Below are 16,933 nucleotides of genomic sequence, written 5' to 3' on the forward strand. Positions count from 1 at the left end.
AGGGCAGCTAGGCCAGGAAGCTGGCGGCGCTAGCTCGCTTCGTTCGACGCTGCCTCATCCAGCTGTTCAGCCTGCTCCAGTCGGGTGTTCAGCGCCGCGAGGATGCGTGCGATGTCCATGGAAATTGCGGCTGATGCACCCATCGTGGTTGCATTTGCGGTGTCTTTATTAGCATCCAGTTCCGCGGTTAGCGCTGCAAGAGCGTCCGTAGCGAGGTCGTGTGCCTCGTGGCGCTCCTCCACGGAGTCCCAGCTGCTCAGCGCGGTCGCGACAGCAGCGAGTGCAGCGCTGAGTGCAGGCCTCAATTCGGGCCTCAATTGCACCTTTATCGGGATGCCCCACACTGCCCCGGTGAGCACATCGGTGATGTCCCGCACATGAAAAGTCACATTTTCGAGAGCCGCAAGATCGTCGTAATCTGCTTTCAGGTCGCGACGATAGCGACGTGCTCGCGGGTTGACTTTCCGGCTTTCGTCGGCGAGCAGCACCGCCTCACGCACTTGACCAGATACGACTACAAGCGAGTCTTTGCCCGAAGCCCAGCCGTCTTTTTCGGGCGGCCAGCTTTCAGCGAGAGCTTCTGCGATCTCCGCGAGGTGGCTAGAAAGCACTGCGCGAAAGTTTGCCAACTGTTGATCGACGGCGTTGTGGGTGAGTGCCGGAAAGATCAGCAGGTTCACGAGGAGCCCGACGACGATGCCCAGGGTGGCTTGCTCGAGGTAGCCGATTGAGTAGGAATCGGCATCCGGCCCACCAATAATGAGCACGAAAAGCACTGTCACGGGGATGTACTCACGGTTGGCACCAAACCAGCCTGTCGCGGCGATGAGAGCACCGACACCGACAGCTAGAGACGTCGTGATGACGCTCGGTGAACTGAAGATAATCACGGCGCCCGCCAGCACGATGGCCACCGCCAGACTGCCGATTGTTTGCGCCGCATTCTTCATCGAGCCCATGAGCGTGGGGTACATCGCGACAATAGCGCCGAGGGGAGCGTAATACGGATAGTTATCCGCGACGCCCGGAAGATAGGGCGCAAGTTTCCAGGCGATGGCGACCGCTACCGCAGTTTTGGCGGCCTGCAGCATGCGCGCCCGGGTGAGATCTGACCGCATCCGGCCAGCAGTTTTCTTGACGGGCTCTAGCGAGGGCGCGGGTACGATGGGTCGTTTCATGCCTGCGGAGCGAGTTCGCTGCCACCCGGGGCAGGTTCCGGATGGTCGACTCGAACCCGATCGGGGCGAAACCCGTGTTCGATTCCCCACAGCACCGCGTTGGTGCGGCTCGTAGCACCAATGTTTCGATAGCAACTACGAATGTAGGTCTTGATGGAGTTGATCGAGAGGTGCGTTCGCTCGGCAATTTCGGCGTTGCTGAGCCCCTGGGTGATGAGCGCCAAGACTTCGGCTTCCCGCTCGGTGAGACCTTCTTCACGCCCCGGCCAGTCGCCCGCCATCACGGTCGGTGTGCTTTTGCCGCCGAGGTGAATGCGGTCGCCACCGCGACTAATTGCTTCGAGAGCCGCAACAAACATGGATGCCGGCAAGCCTTTAGAGATGTAGCCGGCGGCCCCATTACCGAGCACCGCCGCGATGTGGGTCGGATCGAGGTTCCACGAATACACGACGACGGCGCTGACGGCAGGGTTGGCGGCGAGGGCTTTCACGGCGACGCGATCTCCTTGCGTTCCCGCGAACGTGTCGTAGAGCGCGATATCGACCGATTCGTCGACTTGTCTGTTGAGATCGAGTTCGACCACTTGAATGCGATTCTGGTAGGAGCGCAGCATCCCCACAACGCCGCGCGCGACGACCTCATAGTCGTTAACTAGAGCAATACGTACGGCGGTCATGGCTCAACGATAAGCGGCGGCAGAAACAAATGGGGAAAGTTCACCCCTAGGGGTGAAGCCTCACACCCGCTACCCAGATTATTCTCAGCCGGTGGCGTGCCTGTCGCCCTCCGCCAGTGCAGACGGGCACGCCACGCCAATTCACTCCCCCCGAGAAAAAGGAGCTCCATAATGAGCGCTTCAGACAAGATCGAAAACGCCGCAGAAGACCTCACCGGTAAGGCTAAAGAAGCCGCCGGTAAGGCGACTAACAACGAGGAACTCGAAGCTGAGGGCAACGCCGACCAGGCGAAGGCCAGCTTGAAGAAGGCCGGCGAGAACGTGAAGGATGCCGTCTCCGAGTAGCGGTCACCGCAACTCTCTCACTCCCCCACAACACGCTTACTCCCCCACAACTCCTTTCGAAAGGTATCCCTCTATGAATACTCTCCTCATCATCGTCGCCGTAATCGCCATCGCCCTGCTGCTCACGGGTGGCCTCGTGCAGTCGCTCAACTTCCTCCTCTGGGTGGGAGTCGTTCTGGCTGTGCTTGCAGTGATCGCGTTCCTGTTCCGCACCATTTCTGGACGCAAGGCCTAAAGAACCTCGCGTTCCGCGCGCGAAAGCCCACGACTCCAAGGATGCAGTCGTGGGCTTTCGTGTTGTTCAGGCGGCGTCTGGGGTGCCTGCGATCAGGGCGCTACCGTGACGCCATCCGCTAGATGCTGTTGTGATCCTTTACAGCCGCTTCCATGTCGGCAAGGCCATCGGCCATCGCGGCGTCGACAGCGAGTGGATCGGAATGGTTGAGTTCCTGCATGCTGCGCGCGCGTTCGTGCGTTGCGTTGATTTCGTACTCGTCGTTGCTGAGACCGGAGATCACGCGATCGACGACGCCAGAGACGGGGCCGCGCTTCCAGTCAGCGTTCTGGCTGCTCATCATCTCCGTGTCTGTGGCGCCCGGGTAGACGGTCGAGACGTGCACTCCGGTGCCGTGAAGTTCGCGGCGCATCGCTTCACCGAATGCCGCAAGACCAGACTTGGTTGCGGCATAGACGGCGTAGAACGGCATCGCGACGAGAGCGATCTCGCTGGAAATGTTGACGATGAGGCTTCCCCCTGCGGCTCCGCTGGTGCGCAGGCGCGGCAACAGCGCCTGAGTCAGGAGGATGGGGGCGGTGAGGTTGAGGTCGATCATCGCGGTGGCCTCGGCTGCGGTGGCATCCTCGAGTCGCCCCGCGCGCACGTTACCGGCGTTGTTGACGAGAAGGTCGAGGGTGTCCCACGACTTCACGGCCTCAGCGACGTGGGCTGCGGCATCCGCTTGGCCCAGGTCTTGGACGAGGATTTCGGATGTTCCGCCGGCTTCTTTTACGAGTTCTGCGGTCTTCTGCAGCGTCTCTTCTGTGCGGCCGACGAGCAGCAAGTGTGCGCCCTTTGCGGCAAAATCGAGGGCGAGGGCCTGCCCGATTCCTTGGCCTGCTCCGGTGATGATTCCATGACGGTTCGTAAGATCCATTGTGGGGATCCTTTCTGTTCTAGGGACAGGGCTGAATAGAGCCCCGGGAACAATTCCTCGTTCTCTCCGGACGCTAGCACGGCGAACTGGGGTTTACTACCGAACGGTTCCAAATTGAGGTTTCACACAGGAAGCCGCGGGTGCACTGACGCTTGAGTCGCGCGCTACTCGCCCCGCATCGCGACGTACACCGTGTTAGATGACACGCCACCGGTGAGCGCATTATCGAAGTCGACCGCGTGCGCGATCGGGCTCTCGAAGACCTGGCCGAGGCGCTCCATGAATTCAGCGTCGGACGGGTCATCCGACCACAATGCGAAGACGCCGCCCTCAGTGAGATGCGCTCGCACACGACGAAGACCGTCGACGGTGTAGAGGTCGGCGTGGCTGGGGTCGAGCTGGTGCCGGGGTGAGTGGTCGACATCTAGAAGGATCACGTCGTAGGGCACCGTCGGCTCGGCGCGCATGACGGCGAAGAAGTCGGCATGGGTGAGAGTGGTGCGGCTATCACCGGTGAGCTCGGCAGACACCGGCAGCAAGCCACGATTGTGCCAATCAATCACAGCCGGCAGAGCATCGATCACTTCGAGCGAAGCCACGCGCGGATCGGCGAGAGCGGCAACGGCCGTGTAACCAAGGCCGAGCCCGCCGTTGACAACGCGCAGTGCATCCCCGGTAGCCGCCGCAAGCCCAAGATCGGAAAGCGCGATTTCGGCCACAGTGAAGAGGCTCGACATGAGGTATTCCTCACCGAGCTTGACCTCATAAACGTCAACATCGAGCGTTGGCTCGCGTCGGCGTCGCAGGGTGAGCTCCCCCATCGGGGTCTCTTGAAAGTCGAGCTCTTCGAAGCGGGAGATAGCCATGGGTCGAGCCTACGTGTCGACAACCGCCGCCGACACCGCGCGGGTCTGGGCAGCCCTAGGCCGCGGCACCGGCAGCTGTTGCCTCCGGCACTTCGATGAGCTGCCCCGTGGCGACGTCGTAGAGATAGCCATAGACCGGAATACCGCTCGGAACCAGAGGGTGAGCCTTGATTCGGGTGACGTCTTCGAGCACGCTCTCCGCCTGGTCGGCGATGGTGAGCCAGTCAATATATTTGGCTTCGGCCGAGCCAGGACCGGTGCCCACGTCTTCGAATCCGGCCTCGCCCAAAGCAGCGGCCTCAAGGCTGTTGGCCAAGAGCCCGCGCATGACGTCGTCGGTGAAGAACTGCATCCCGCAGTTGGTGTGATGAATCACGAACCACTCCTTCGTGCCGAGGAGTTTGTACGAAATCACGAGCGATCGAATGGCGTCGTCGGATGCGCGTCCTCCCGCATTGCGGATGACGTGCGCGTCACCCTCACTCAGTCCGGCGTATTGTGCAGGGTCGAGGCGCGCATCCATGCACGTAAGGATCGCGAAGCCACGAGCCGGCGGCAAAGCGAGTTCGGATTTGTCGCCAAAGTTTTCGGCATAGGCGGCGTTGGCGGAGAGAACTTCGTCGAGCACTGACATGGTGCGCTCCTTCGTGGGTTCGGGGTTGGTGACGGATGTCGTTGACACGTCGCGAGCATAATCACCGATCCCGGGTAGCAGCCCATTATGTCGCCACGCTGCAGAGCGGCGGCTCACCGCCAGCTTTCTGTGGAGGCGCGCGAACATCCGAATTCGCCGTGATCCGTGGCTCTACTCTGGCCGACACCGCGACTGCTCCGTATGCTGAGGAAATGACAACACTTGCGTGGGATGGCTATATCAATGCTCGAGATTTGGGCGGCTTTCCCACGGCGTTATCACGCAGCGGAGTGACAGCAGCGGGTCGAATTGCTCGCGGACCGCGCCGGGAGCGGTTGACCGCGGCCGGGTGGGATGATGCCCGGGCCTGGGGTTTGGCATCCGTTGTTGATCTCCGCTGCGAGCACGAGGTCGGCCCTGGTGAGGGCGATCACGTGATTTCTGACGCGGCACTCGATGGCATCACAATCGTCAACGCCCCCACTGAAGATCAGAACGATTCTGAGTTCTGGGAGACCTGCGCCCCCATCCTCGACTCCCCCGAATACTGGCAGCACAACTGGCGGTTGCAACCCCAACTAGTGCTTGGCGCCCTCGAAGCAATTGCGTCGTCACAACCGGGAACACTGGTGCATTGCAGCGCGGGGCGCGATCGCACCGGGATGATCAGCGCGCTCCTTCTGGGCAATGCGGGGGTTGATCCCGCCGCCGTCGCCGCCGACTATGCAACCTCCGTGCACGCGATGGCCGTCGTCGAGCAGCTTGCTCCCGGCGCCGAGCCAGAAGAGATTCGCTCACCCGCTGAGGTGGACGAGTGGATGCGCGACAAACTTCCCATTGTTCGTGACACTGCCACGCGAACCCACGAGGTCTTCGACCTGCTCGGTGTCTCGATCGCGACGCGTTCGGCACTGCGCAGGCTGCTGATCGCCGAGCAGCCCACGCACTAGGCCGGCGGTCGCTGTTTAGGGCGTCTCCGGAACTTCCGGCGGTGCGGCCGGTGCGGGTGCCGGTACATTTCGGTGCCGACCGGGTTGCGGTTTCTGGTGTCCCATTTCGCCTCCGATGCGGCCGCCAAACGGCCGACCGTGGTCGGCGTATTCTTCGCGGAAGAACCCGAGGCGCCACTCACCCATTTCCATTCGCGCGCCCGTTCTCAGCGTGCGTGCGCCGGGATCCTGCCCTGTGAGCGGGCGCGATCCGCCACCGACGGCACCGATGGCGTGGAGCACGTACTCATCGTCGTCATCGTGGCGGATTTCGGCGTGGATTGGCTCCAGGCCGGGAAGCTGCAGGTCCGCGGCAGAAGACGATCCAATAGTGGTGACTTCTGATCGCAGCTCGAACTCTCGCGGCATCTGGCCGTTCCAGTTTTCGGAGCCCACGACAAAGAACAGTCGAGGTCGCCCCGCGCCCGCCGTGTAGTGCGTCGTGGTGATCTGTTTGCGCACAAACCGATCGAACGTCGGCACCAGCGGCAGCAGCGTGCTTGGCGGAAACTGCATTTCGGATGCCGTCGCCGCGCCGGCATCACGACGCCGCAGCAGCGGCGCAATCGCCGCGCGACTCCCCAGCGAAATGTACGGAGAGCCAGTGAGCACTCGTTGCGCGACCGAAGGCTTGATCGCCCCGACACGAGCGATGAGACCGAGCGGCCCTGAGAGCGCGACGGTAAGCCCGCGGTCAGCCAAGACTTTGGCCACGCTACGCACGTCTTTGAGCTTCACCGTTCGCGCTTGAAGGAACAGCTCCGGCTTGCTTGAAAATACTTCGATGTCCATTCCGCTGGCAGTGATGGTCCCCGTCATCTTCTCGGTCTCGAGCGGCGCGGCTCCAGGCTCACCGCTGCCTGATGACGCGTCATCCGCATCGTCACGTATCGGTTCGATGAGAGAGAACGCTAGATCGATGTCGAGCCTCGTTGGAGTACTCGTCGTTGAAGTACTCATCGTTACGGGGCGGTCGGTTCGGAGCCGGATCCTTCACTGGTGGTCACTCTCAGAGTGCCGTTGAGTTTCCACGTTGCGCGAGGCGCATCCTGGCCAACGTCGCGGGGAACTTCGACCGTCATGTCGATGAAGTTGTAGTCGATGACAGCACTGCGGCCGGTGAGATACGACCACATCTCTTTGCCAAGATCTGTCCAGTCTTGGATGTTGTGGGCGTCGGGGCCGGCAGCGTTGTCGGAGGCGGCGGGGCTAGTGAGATCAGACATGGTTTCTTCCTTTTCGCTCGCGTGTGAGGAATCGGGCAGCCATCGTGTTCGGTGGCTGCCCACTGTAATGTCACGATAATCGTGTACCCCAGACGGGGGAAGAGTTGCGGCTCAGGTCACGGCATACTCACTGGGAAGGTCGGCGTGCCGCGCTGACGAATTAGGCGAGCTGGCGCGGAGCAGCCGCAGGAATAAGCAGGCGGGCTGTGACGACGATGAAGACGATCAGCAGTACGAAAGTGCTGCCGTCTGCTGCGATGTAGAAGTAGTGCCAGAGTGAACCGCCGACATCGGTGCCGGCGACCACGGCATCAGTGCGGGCATTGAGCGGCGGGCGGATCACCAGTATTTGAGTGAGCAGCACCGCCCACAAACCAGCGAGCAGTCCCCACTGTAGGCGCGTCGCACGCGGTCGGATCATGGCGAGAGTCAGCAACGCAGCGAGAACCAGCGCGGTGGTGTTCATCGCGTAGAACACGAGACGCCCAATGCCGAGCCCGAGCTCAAGAGTGATTCCGGGCGCCTGAAACTTGAGCGGCGTCTCGAGGAACGAAATGCCGATGATCAGGCCAAGCCAGATGGCGGGGATGACAAGACGGAGGGTGAGGCTCGTGCGGTGCATGCTTCCAATTTATCGGAGGTGTGCACGCCAGTGTCGTGCCTGCGAGGAGAAGCTGACGCGGTACGCCGTTACGTGGGTGCGTGGGCGCGCCTCTACGCTGCGGAGCGGTTGCTCCCGCGTCCGACCAGCCCGGCGCGCACGAGCAGCATGTAGAGCTGGCAGCCAAGGCAGTAGTCGAACACCGAGTTGAGAAACGCCGCGATGAACGCGAATGCCGCGGCAACGACGAGAGCGTAGGGCACGGCGGCGAGGTGCAGCACAACACCGATGACCGTGACGAACAGGCCGACGCCCTGCGAGAACGTGGGCGGGGCTGGGTTTTCGAAGTGACTCGGTGCGCTCAAGCGCGGACGAATCGCCGCCTTGAAGAACAGACCGTAGGGGTGACGCTGGATGCCCGCGAAAGCGCCCAAAGCAAACAGCGCCGTGATGGCGCTCAGGAGAAGGAACGCGGTCTGGGTGGCGCGCTCGGCGAGTGTTGCCGGAAGCGCTGCGGCACCATCGAGGCCCAGGCCGATCACCGCGAGCAGCAGCACAGCGGTGATCGCAGCGCCGAAACGAGGACCACGTGGATCGATGCCGGCCTGGCCGGGCTTCGCCGCGAGGGCAGCTTTCGACGCGGAGAGCTCAGCCGCTCCGGCGGCGTTCGTGTGGGGCGTAGTCATAGGAGTTGCTCTCTGTGCGGGCGAGGCGGGGGCTGGCGTGCGGTGGAAGGGTGCGGTAACTCGTCGTTAGACGAGCGCGGGGGTGAGCATCCGGCCCAGTTCCGCACGGAGGTCGTTGATCTTGGGGGCTCCGCCGATGCGGGCGTGCAGTTCGTCGTTGCCGTCGAGGATGAACGTGGTTGGCGACTGCAACAGATTGAAGCGGCTGGCGAGCTCGGGACGTGAAGTGACGTCGACCTCGACGTGAACGACTGAGCCAGTTCCATCATCGAGTTCAGCGGCCAGGGCGCTCAGCTGGGTGTGGACCGTGGGGCAGATCGCGCAGGCTGCGGTGGAGAACTGAAGCAGGGTGACGCGGCTGCCGAATGGGGCAACACCGTCGATCACGATGCGATGTTCTTCGGATGCGACGGTCTCGCTTGTGGTGGGCGTGCGTTTGATTCGTCCAGTGCGGGCGCGCCAGACCAGCCCTAACACGGTAGACAAAACCACCAAGCTGACAAGCACGGATGCGGTTTCCACAGTATTCACCTCGTTATCGTATTTTCGGGCTGATCACACCGCCGATTTGTGACGGCTCATTACGCGTAATCATTGCTCGAAAAGTGCGGCGACCCTTCGCAACCATTCGGCATTGAGCGGATGTCGCAATAGACGCCAGTGTGGTGTGTAACCGTGTTATCGAACCCGATATTCCATCGCGGCTCGCTGAATTTCCCGGTGCTGTTTACCATTCCCTTCAGCTCGAACCCACAAGGGCCGCGAGCGAGATGCTCACGGCCCGAAAGGTGCACTGTTAGAGTCCGCGCTTGGACCCTCCATCAATCACTATATTTGTGCCGTTGACGTAAGAAGCTGCGGGGGAAACCATAAATGTTGCGACTTTGGCAAACTCTTCTGTTGTGCCCAATCGGCCCGCCGGTATCGCGGCGTTGCGCTTCCGCGACACCTCAGGGTTGGCGGCATCGAGCTCAAGCGTTCGCGACGTCTCGATTCGTCCGGGTACGAGTCCGACGGTACGCACCCCTGTTCCGCTGAGCTCGTCAGAAAGAGTCTTCAACGCCATCGCAAGGCCAGGCCGGAATCCGTTGGAAAGCGCGATCCCTGGAATCGGAGAGTACACGCTGCCCGACAGCACAATTCCGATGCAGCTTCCGCTCGTCATCACTCCGGCTGCTTCCCGAGCCAGTCGCAAGGGGCCGAGGAATACGCTCTCGAAGGCAGCCCTCCACTGGTCATCATCCGCAGCACGAACGCCACCGGAGGGCGGACCGCCGCCGCTGAGAATCAACCCGTCGAGGGAACCCCACTCATCCATCGCCGCTGCAATGAGGCGGGACGCTGAATCCGCGTCAGTGAGGTCAGCAGCCACCCCGATCACGCGACCCGGGTGATCTGCGCCAAACTTCGCCACGGCAGCATCCACGCGTGACTGGTCGCGCGAAGAGATGACCACTTTCGCGCCCTCTGTTAGGAGCTGCGTCGCGCATGCCTCCCCCAGCCCGCTCGTCGAGCCTGTCGTTATATATACTCGCCCTGAAAGCCCTAAATCCACGTCTTTACTCCTTCTTGTTGTCTGGCGCTCATCGCCAATTCAGTTCACGCCGGAACGGCTGCTGCGTCGCGAACCGCGAATGAAACGACCGCCACCGATGGACTGAGCGTTGCCTTCGCTTACGACGAGCTCCCCGCGCCGGAATACCTGCTCAATCTGGCCGCTGAGCGATCGCCCTTCATAAGGCGTGTATCCAGCGGCGTCGTGAAAAAGTCCGGAACTCAATGATTGCGTCGCCATGGGATCAATCGCGATGATGTCCGCGTCGTAGCCGACTCCGATCGATCCTTTGCCGTCAAGGCCGAAAATTCGTGCTGCAGAGCTCGACAACATCTCCACGGCCCGGTGTCGCGGGAGCCAGGCGTCGGGGCCGATTGCCGCGTCAATGATGAGCGGCACCATAGCTTCCAGCCCGGGCAGTCCCGCCTTCGCACCCGCGATCGAATCCACCGGCTTTGACCGTGGGCCATGCCCACAGTGGTCGCTACCCAAGGTATCGACAGAACCCGCTACTGCGGCGCTGCGCATGAAGTCACGGTCCTGCCGCGGACGAAGCGGCGGCAGGACGAATCCTTGTCCTCCGGGCGGCGCCTGATCTACATCGAGGAATAGATAGTGAGGGCACGTCTCAACGTAAAGCTCGGTGCCGTTCTCGCGAGCAGCTGTCCCCGCACGCATGCTGGCCTCACACGAGGTGTGCACAATATAGAGGGGCGATTCGACAGCGCGGGAGACCACCGCGGCAGCATTCACTGCAGCGGCTTCGATCGCGGGCGATCTCCACTGGTTAATCTCGGAGGCAGAGCCTTGTGATCCGAATCCAGCTGCGAACAATTCGTCAACAACGTCGCCGAGTTCAGCGTGCACTAGCGTTAGCAGCCCAGCCGCTTTCGCCTGCGACAGCGCGGTCGCTAGCTCCCCCAAACTGCTCTGTATCGATTTGTCGGGGTGAGCCAGGAACACCTTAATCGACACAGCCCCGGCCGCCGCTGCAGCCGCAATATCACTCGTCGAACGAGCACGGTCCCAGCGAACGTGTGCCGCGAAGTCTGCGGTTCCCCCCTCGCTTTCGCGAATCATCCGAGCGATCGCGTCGGGGGTGGATTCATCAGCATTCGGATACAGCTGATTCGCGATGGTCGTCACCCCGCCGTGGACGGCAGCTTGCGCGACCGTGGCAAATGTTTCGTCGTGAATGGGATGCACGTGGGAATCAATGCATCCAGGCATTAGCTCGAGCCCGTCAAGATCGATGACATTCCCCGTCGTGGCGGAGCCTGCAGCCGCGATATCTACGATCACGCCGTCACTCACGGTGATGTCTAACGCGCCCGCTGTCGGATCGGTGAACAGTCGCGCCCCTCTTAGCACATCAGGCATTCTGCGCCCGCAGACCGAGAACATCCACAAGCTCGCCGAGCTCCTTCACCGTAATCTGATCGATCGGTCGGGACGGCTTGCGGGCGAGCGGGGTGGAGATTACCCCGCGCTCGAAGAAGAGCTGCTTGCGGATCGCCACTCCACCGACGCCGAGCTGAGCCTCGAATCGGATGATCGGGAGATACTCGTGGAATAGGCTCCGTGCGCCATCATGATCGCCGCTGTCGTAGCGTTCACAGATCTGCACAAGAAGTTCGGGGAACGCAAAGCCAGTCATGATTCCCACAGCCCCACGACCAAGCTCCTCGTAGAGGCTGATTCCGCCTAGTCCGCCAAAACAGAGCATGTCAGGGGCGTTCTCGCGCACCACGGTGACCTTGGGTGGGCTCGGTGCTTCCTCGATCTTCGCCGCAAAAATGCCGTCGACTTGTGCGACCTCACCAAAGAACCAACCGGGCATTTTGACCCCCGTGGTCACTGGCTCGTCTTGCACGACAACGGGAAGTCCGGTGGCTGCCACTGCTCGATAGTGCTCAACTAGAGAAGCGTCGACCGCGCTGTTGCGGGGCGGAGCCATCATCGCCGCGTTCGCGCCAGCGGCGATCGCCGCGTTCGCTCGCTCACGCGCCACCACGGTCGATTCCGAGGTGATACCGGCGACAACGTTGAGCCGGTCGCTCGCTGCCGATACATAGGCTCGAAGTACCTGATCGCGTTCCGTATCGAGAAGCTTGTGGGACTCCCCCATGATTCCTAGCGGTACGACGGCACTGCAGCCGGCGGCCACGGCGGCCTCCACGATGTTGTCGATTCCGGCGAAGTCAACCTGCTCTTCAGCGTCGAAGGGAGTCAACGCGATGTGCGCGACCCCGGTGAGTTCAAAAATGTCTTGTCTCATAGCGTTCTCCTTGTGAGTCTTTTCGAATCGTCAACGGCCGACGACGAGTGTTTAGAGTGAAGTGTCTACGCCTGTGGTGGACACGATGTTTCCCGCGTGAACGACGAGCTTGCGATCGGGGCGTCGTGCGATGGCATCGCCAGTGTTGACAGCATCAACGAGGAAGAAGTTGGCCATCGCTCCGACGGCGACACCCACCGGCCCCTCTTCGCCAAGCAAACGGAGACCATTATTGGATGCGATCTCGAGTGCCAGCGCCAGTTCGGAATCGGTACGCAGATCGCCACGCATCGCAAAGATCCACGCGCGCTCCAGCATGTCGCCGGTGCCGAGCGACGACCAGGTGTTTCGGATGCTGTCGTTTCCGCCAGACAGCAGAACTCCCGCTTCGACAATCCGTTTCATAGGTAACGGCGGGTTGTTATGCACGACGCATGTCGTTAACGAGATTCCAGCGTCAGCGAGGTTGTCGATAATTTTTCCCTGCCGAGCGTCTCCGACCTGGGCAAGTGCGATGGCATGGCTGATGTTTACCTTGCCTGCCATCGACTCGACTCGGGTTCTCTCGCAAATCAACTCCAATTCCCACGCCCCCAACTCGCCAGCATCGTGCAGATGAAGATCGATTCCACAGCCGGTGTCGTGGGCCAAGGCGAAAACACGGTCGAGATGCTCGACCGGGTCGTTCTCCGCGCCTGCGGGATCCAACCCGCCGATGACCGTGGCGCCAAGCTCAATCGCGTCGCGAAGTAAACGATCTATTCCCGGTTCACGCAGCATTCCTGATTGCGGGAAAGCAACCTGTTGGATAGTAATTGCTCCTTCGAACTTCTTCGCCACTTCGGCAACAGCTTCGACGCCGGCAATCCCAACCTCGCTGTCGATCTCGGTGTGAGTGCGAGCACCCGTGGTTCCGTTGGCGATCATCTGAGCCACCAGGGCGCTCGTGTTCTGCACGCTGGGCATGCCGAGTCCGCGCCGAAGCGAATGATCGATTCGGACGCGATCCGCCACCCCGGAGCCCGAGACGTGCGAGTGCCACGGTTGACCGACGAGGGTCTTGTCGAGGTGACAGTGCGCATCGACGAGTCCTGGCAACACAAGCGCGCCGCGGGCGGGCTCAACTTGAACGCCGGGCTGCGCGTCGATGTGATCACTGATCTGGGAAATCCGCGAGCCCTCTATCAAGATGTCGCTGGTGCGGTCGCCCGAATTCGGTAGGCGCGCTCCCCTAATAAGTAGTCGTGCGTCTGAAGACATGAAGTTCTCCTTTGTATGGTCCCCGGTGAAAGTCAATTTGTCACCCGAAAAGCGCTAGGTAACTTTGCGAAGGAAGTCCTGCGTTCGCAGCTCGCGTGGGTCATCGAAGATTTGGGCGGGTGGGCCCTGTTCAACGACTTGACCGCGATCAAACATGATTACGTTGTCGGCGATTTCTCGGGCGAAACGCATCTCATGGGTTACAAATAGCATCGTGATGTTCGTATTGAATGCGAGGTCGCGGATGACCTCCAAGACTTCGCCCACCAGTTCGGGGTCCAGCGCAGATGTCACTTCGTCGAAGAGAAGAACGCGCGGTTTCAACGCGATTGCGCGAGCGATCGCTACGCGCTGCTGTTGGCCACCCGAAAGCTGCCAGGTGTGGTCCGAGGCGCGGTGGCGAAGACCGACTCGATCAAGGTTCGCCAGTGCTTCCTCTTCGGCCTGATCCTTCGACATCCCTTGGACTCGAATGAGGCCCTCGGTTACGTTTCGAAGAACAGTCATGTGCGGGAAAAGGTTGAACTGCTGGAATACCATTCCCAACGAGTTACGCATCTCCCGCAGGTGCTTGTCATTGGCATCGACAAGTTGGCCGCCTTTTTCCATCGTCCAGAGAGGAGTGCCGTCAATAAGCACCTGTCCCTCTTCGGGGCGAACAAGAGTCATCAGGATTCGGAGAATGGTGGTCTTTCCAGATCCGCTCGGACCAATGATGACCGACTTGTCTCCCTTTCCGACAACGAGGTCCAGATTGTCGAGAACCGTCTGGTCGTATCGCTTGACCACGTTTCGGAACTCCACCATCGGCTGATCGGAACGAACATCGTCCTTTGTCGCCACGGGGTTCTCTCTTTCCATTAGTTGTCGTTCCCGTCTGTGAACTTCGCGCGGGTCATAGTGTCGTCATTTCAGGGCGAGTGCGCTGCATCCGCTTCTCCAATTGGCGAAGCGATACCGTGACTGCGACGCTGACGGCCAGGTACATCAAGCCCACCAGAGTGAATGGCTCAAGATAGCGGTAGGACTTTTCGCCCAGACGAAGGGCTGTGCCGAAGAGCTCGATCGTGCCGATCACGGCGACATACGCGCTCAGCTTGAACGCGAGATTCGCATAGTTGCCGAGCATCGGAATGATTGGTGGAATCGCCTGAGGCAGAACCACGCGCATCCAGGTGTGGAATTTGGACATGTTTATCGCTGTGCAGGCCTCCCACTGTCCACTCGGCACTGAAGCGATACCGGCGCGAAATACTTCAGCCATGTACGCGGAGATGAACAGCCCAAGGCCGAGCACCCCGCTCACTTCAGAGGAGAGAACAATTCCAAATTCTGGAAGAGCAAAGTAGATCAGGTAAAGCTGCACCAAGAATGGTGTGTTGCGAAAGATCACCACGTACGCGCCGGCGATGCGAGAAAGCACGGGGTTCGCCATGGATCCAAGGATGCCTAGCCCAAGGCCCCCTACCAGTCCAAAGCTGGTCGCGATGAATGTGACGATGAGGGTCACCCATAGCCCGTCCAAGAGCGCCGGGATAATGCTGATGGAATATGCCCAGTCCCAGCTCATTTGATACCTCCTCCTATGAAGAAGTTGCGAAGCCTTATCGCTTGTTTAGGTGTTGTGCCGCGTTTAGGCTCGACGCGCATCTTTCTCTCCAGCCAGCTCGTGCCCTGAGTTAGTAGGTAGGCAAGCAGTAGGTACACGATTCCGATGGATACGAATATCTCCATCGAATGGCCAAGATGGGTCCTGAGCTCGTTACCTCGAAACGTGAGATCAGCTAGTCCGATGAGCGATACCACAGCGGTCTCCTTCAGCGTGTTAACGAGCTGGTTTGCGTAGGGAGGGAGCGCGATCGGCAATGCCTGCGGGAACACGATGTTTCGGAAGCGGTCCCATGCGCTCAAGTTAATGGCAATACTCGCCTCAATTTGCCCCCGGGGAACCGCTTGGATTCCCGCGCGCACGATCTCGGCAATGAATGCACTCTGGTTGAGACCGATCACAACCCACGCTGTGGTTAACGGGGACATCGTGATCCCCAGCAACGGGAATACAAAGAACACCCAGAAGATAAGCACGAGTACCGATACTCCACGGAAGAACTCAACGTGCACCCAAGCGATTCCTCGCAGAACTGAAAATTTGGATAGTCGCAACGCGGCCACGCCGATTCCCAGCACGGTCGCAATCACAATTCCACCGATGAACACCAACAATGTCATCAGGGTGCCTTCGGCGAGAGGTCTGGCGATCTCATCCCAGAAAGTAGGCATCTAGAGTCTTCTCCTTCTCAACGTGGCGAACATGCATAAGCCGATGGTCTGGCCGGGTGCGACCGCAGCCGCCCCGACCAGACCGAGGGTTAGAGAATCACTAGCAGGTAGCCAGTTCGGGCGACGACAGAAGATCGAAGTCGAAACCGTATTCATCCGAGATCTCTTCGACCCAGCCCTCTTCTACGAGCTCGTCAAAGTACTTGTTATAGAGCTCGACGAAGTCAGCATTCTCGCTAGTGACAACGCTGGACTGCGCAAGGATAGGCAGATCAGGAACATAGCCTTCTGCAATTTCGAATGCTCCGGGGTTGGTCTCTAGAAGCTGAACCAGCGTCTGGTATGGAGCAACGAAAGCGTCAACGCGATCCGTGCGCAGTGCGTCAATTCCGCTCTGTCGATCAGGAAGGATAACGATGTTCTCGTCGCCACCGAACACCTCAATCGCAATGGTCTCCTGGGTGGTCGCTCCCTGAGTGCCCAATTTCGAATCTGTGTCCTTGAGGTCTTGAAGGCTGAGGAGACCCTTCGGATTTCCTGGCTGGACGGCGAACGCGTAAGTCAACACGTGAGATGGCTTGGTGAATGCCATTACGGGACAACGCTCCTCATTCGGAGTGAGGCCACCAATCCGGATATCCGAGCGGCCCGATACGAGTCCCGAGATTGAGCTGGGAAAGTCGGTTACGAGGGTGTTGAACTCTGTGATTCCCATGCGCCCGAGTACTTCCATTGTCACGAGGCTTGCATAGCCACCCGGTGTGCCATCTGCCTCCACGAGCGTCGTCGGCGGCGAGTCTGTCATACCGAAGATGATGCCGTTCTCTTTGGCCGCGGTGAGGAGCGCCGGCTCGCTGGCCACGGGCGCGTCTTCCGCCGGCTCACTCGCCGGTGCACATGACACTAAGCCTGCGGCGAGAAGCACCGTTCCGAATGCGGCGGTGATCGCCGTGCGGGTCTTGCGGGTAAAGGGGCTGCTTTTCATTGCGTGTCTTCCAATCCTGAAATGTGTTGGTTCAAACAGGTCACTGGGACTACCCGTGGTGCTTAGGGTGAATCGCATTCCGATCAAAATATATTATTTGATCTACGCGTGTCAACCCTGTTGCGCGAAGAAAATTGCCGAGATTGCCGGGCTTTGTCCAGCTTGTTTCACGCACGTTAAATTCATATTTTGCGTATATTATTAGGAACGGGCGGGCCT

Annotated in this window: 21 protein-coding genes; 3 read left to right on the forward strand and 18 right to left on the reverse strand. The window is 60.3% G+C overall.

What is annotated here, in order from left to right:
• Window positions 1-29 precede the first annotated feature (29 nt).
• Both I6E60_RS09565 and I6E60_RS09570 read right to left on the reverse strand, forming a co-directional pair.
• A complete protein-coding gene (locus I6E60_RS09565; RefSeq protein WP_231601186.1) occupies window positions 30-1,178 on the reverse strand; it encodes an aromatic acid exporter family protein in 1,149 nt (382 codons plus the stop codon).
• Window positions 1,175-1,855, reverse strand: coding sequence for a response regulator transcription factor (locus tag I6E60_RS09570; RefSeq protein WP_197125023.1), 681 nt, complete (start codon window positions 1,853-1,855; stop codon window positions 1,175-1,177). The genes I6E60_RS09565 and I6E60_RS09570 overlap by 4 nt, the downstream gene beginning before the upstream one ends.
• Window positions 1,856-2,026: 171 nt before the next feature.
• Between I6E60_RS09570 and I6E60_RS09575 the strand changes: the two genes are divergently transcribed.
• Both I6E60_RS09575 and I6E60_RS09580 read left to right on the forward strand, forming a co-directional pair.
• Entirely contained in the window at window positions 2,027-2,200 is a 174-nt protein-coding gene (locus I6E60_RS09575; protein ID WP_197125025.1) for a CsbD family protein, read from the forward strand.
• 73 nt (window positions 2,201-2,273) lie between these two features.
• Window positions 2,274-2,435, forward strand: a complete 162-nt coding sequence (locus I6E60_RS09580) for a hypothetical protein (protein WP_197125027.1) — start codon at window positions 2,274-2,276, stop codon at window positions 2,433-2,435.
• Window positions 2,436-2,553: 118 nt separating this feature from the next.
• On the opposite strand, the gene I6E60_RS09585 is transcribed toward I6E60_RS09580, so the two are convergent.
• The 3 genes from I6E60_RS09585 to I6E60_RS09595 form a co-directional block, all read right to left on the reverse strand.
• Window positions 2,554-3,354: an SDR family oxidoreductase gene (locus tag I6E60_RS09585; RefSeq protein ID WP_197179893.1), complete on the reverse strand. Its 801-nt coding sequence runs from the start codon at window positions 3,352-3,354 to the stop codon at window positions 2,554-2,556.
• A 164-nt stretch (window positions 3,355-3,518) separates the two neighbouring features.
• Complete coding sequence (locus tag I6E60_RS09590) at window positions 3,519-4,220, reverse strand: spermidine synthase (RefSeq protein WP_197179895.1); 702 nt, start codon at window positions 4,218-4,220, stop codon at window positions 3,519-3,521.
• A gap of 55 nt (window positions 4,221-4,275) precedes the next feature.
• Window positions 4,276-4,902 carry a carbonic anhydrase gene (locus I6E60_RS09595; RefSeq protein ID WP_307841808.1) on the reverse strand — a complete coding sequence of 209 codons (627 nt, stop codon included), beginning with the start codon at window positions 4,900-4,902 and terminating at the stop codon, window positions 4,276-4,278.
• Window positions 4,903-5,066: 164 nt separating this feature from the next.
• On the opposite strand from I6E60_RS09595, the gene I6E60_RS09600 reads away from it, so the two are divergent.
• A complete protein-coding gene (locus I6E60_RS09600; protein WP_197179897.1) occupies window positions 5,067-5,804 on the forward strand; it encodes a tyrosine-protein phosphatase in 738 nt (245 codons plus the stop codon).
• Between the two features lie 15 nt (window positions 5,805-5,819).
• Here the strand turns inward: I6E60_RS09600 and I6E60_RS09605 are convergent, their stop codons facing one another.
• From I6E60_RS09605 to I6E60_RS09665, 13 genes are all read right to left on the reverse strand, one after another.
• Window positions 5,820-6,803, reverse strand: a complete 984-nt coding sequence (locus I6E60_RS09605) for a hypothetical protein (RefSeq protein ID WP_197179899.1) — start codon at window positions 6,801-6,803, stop codon at window positions 5,820-5,822.
• Window positions 6,804-6,805: 2 nt separating this feature from the next.
• Window positions 6,806-7,069, reverse strand: coding sequence for a hypothetical protein (locus I6E60_RS09610; RefSeq protein ID WP_197179901.1), 264 nt, complete (start codon window positions 7,067-7,069; stop codon window positions 6,806-6,808).
• Between the two features lie 160 nt (window positions 7,070-7,229).
• Complete coding sequence (locus I6E60_RS09615; RefSeq protein ID WP_197125038.1) at window positions 7,230-7,691, reverse strand: hypothetical protein; 462 nt, start codon at window positions 7,689-7,691, stop codon at window positions 7,230-7,232.
• A 92-nt stretch (window positions 7,692-7,783) separates the two neighbouring features.
• A complete protein-coding gene (locus tag I6E60_RS09620) occupies window positions 7,784-8,356 on the reverse strand; it encodes a DUF4395 domain-containing protein (protein WP_197179903.1) in 573 nt (190 codons plus the stop codon).
• A gap of 66 nt (window positions 8,357-8,422) precedes the next feature.
• Window positions 8,423-8,887, reverse strand: coding sequence for a thioredoxin family protein (locus I6E60_RS09625; protein ID WP_307841809.1), 465 nt, complete (start codon window positions 8,885-8,887; stop codon window positions 8,423-8,425).
• 265 nt (window positions 8,888-9,152) lie between these two features.
• Window positions 9,153-9,911 carry an SDR family oxidoreductase gene (locus I6E60_RS09630; RefSeq protein WP_197179905.1) on the reverse strand — a complete coding sequence of 253 codons (759 nt, stop codon included), beginning with the start codon at window positions 9,909-9,911 and terminating at the stop codon, window positions 9,153-9,155.
• Window positions 9,912-9,950: 39 nt separating this feature from the next.
• Complete coding sequence (locus tag I6E60_RS09635; protein ID WP_197179907.1) at window positions 9,951-11,291, reverse strand: dihydroorotase family protein; 1,341 nt, start codon at window positions 11,289-11,291, stop codon at window positions 9,951-9,953.
• The gene (locus I6E60_RS09640) at window positions 11,284-12,189 is read right to left on the reverse strand and encodes a dihydrodipicolinate synthase family protein (RefSeq protein ID WP_197179909.1); all 906 of its coding nucleotides are present in this window, start codon (window positions 12,187-12,189) and stop codon (window positions 11,284-11,286) included. The genes I6E60_RS09635 and I6E60_RS09640 overlap by 8 nt, the downstream gene beginning before the upstream one ends.
• Window positions 12,190-12,240: 51 nt before the next feature.
• The gene (locus tag I6E60_RS09645; RefSeq protein ID WP_197179912.1) at window positions 12,241-13,449 is read right to left on the reverse strand and encodes an amidohydrolase; all 1,209 of its coding nucleotides are present in this window, start codon (window positions 13,447-13,449) and stop codon (window positions 12,241-12,243) included.
• Between the two features lie 54 nt (window positions 13,450-13,503).
• On the reverse strand, window positions 13,504-14,310 hold the full coding sequence (gene ehuA, locus I6E60_RS09650; RefSeq protein WP_231601187.1) for an ectoine/hydroxyectoine ABC transporter ATP-binding protein EhuA: 807 nt from the start codon (window positions 14,308-14,310) through the stop codon (window positions 13,504-13,506).
• Between the two features lie 34 nt (window positions 14,311-14,344).
• On the reverse strand, window positions 14,345-15,019 hold the full coding sequence (gene ehuD / locus I6E60_RS09655; RefSeq protein WP_197179914.1) for an ectoine/hydroxyectoine ABC transporter permease subunit EhuD: 675 nt from the start codon (window positions 15,017-15,019) through the stop codon (window positions 14,345-14,347).
• The gene (locus I6E60_RS09660) at window positions 15,016-15,729 is read right to left on the reverse strand and encodes an amino acid ABC transporter permease (protein ID WP_197179917.1); all 714 of its coding nucleotides are present in this window, start codon (window positions 15,727-15,729) and stop codon (window positions 15,016-15,018) included. Before I6E60_RS09660 ends, ehuD begins: the two co-directional genes overlap by 4 nt.
• 100 nt (window positions 15,730-15,829) lie before the next feature.
• Window positions 15,830-16,714, reverse strand: a complete 885-nt coding sequence (locus I6E60_RS09665; protein ID WP_197179919.1) for a transporter substrate-binding domain-containing protein — start codon at window positions 16,712-16,714, stop codon at window positions 15,830-15,832.
• Window positions 16,715-16,933: the final 219 nt, after the last annotated feature.

Source organism: Salinibacterium sp. SWN167, assembly GCF_015864665.1.
GTDB lineage: Bacteria > Actinomycetota > Actinomycetes > Actinomycetales > Microbacteriaceae > Rhodoglobus.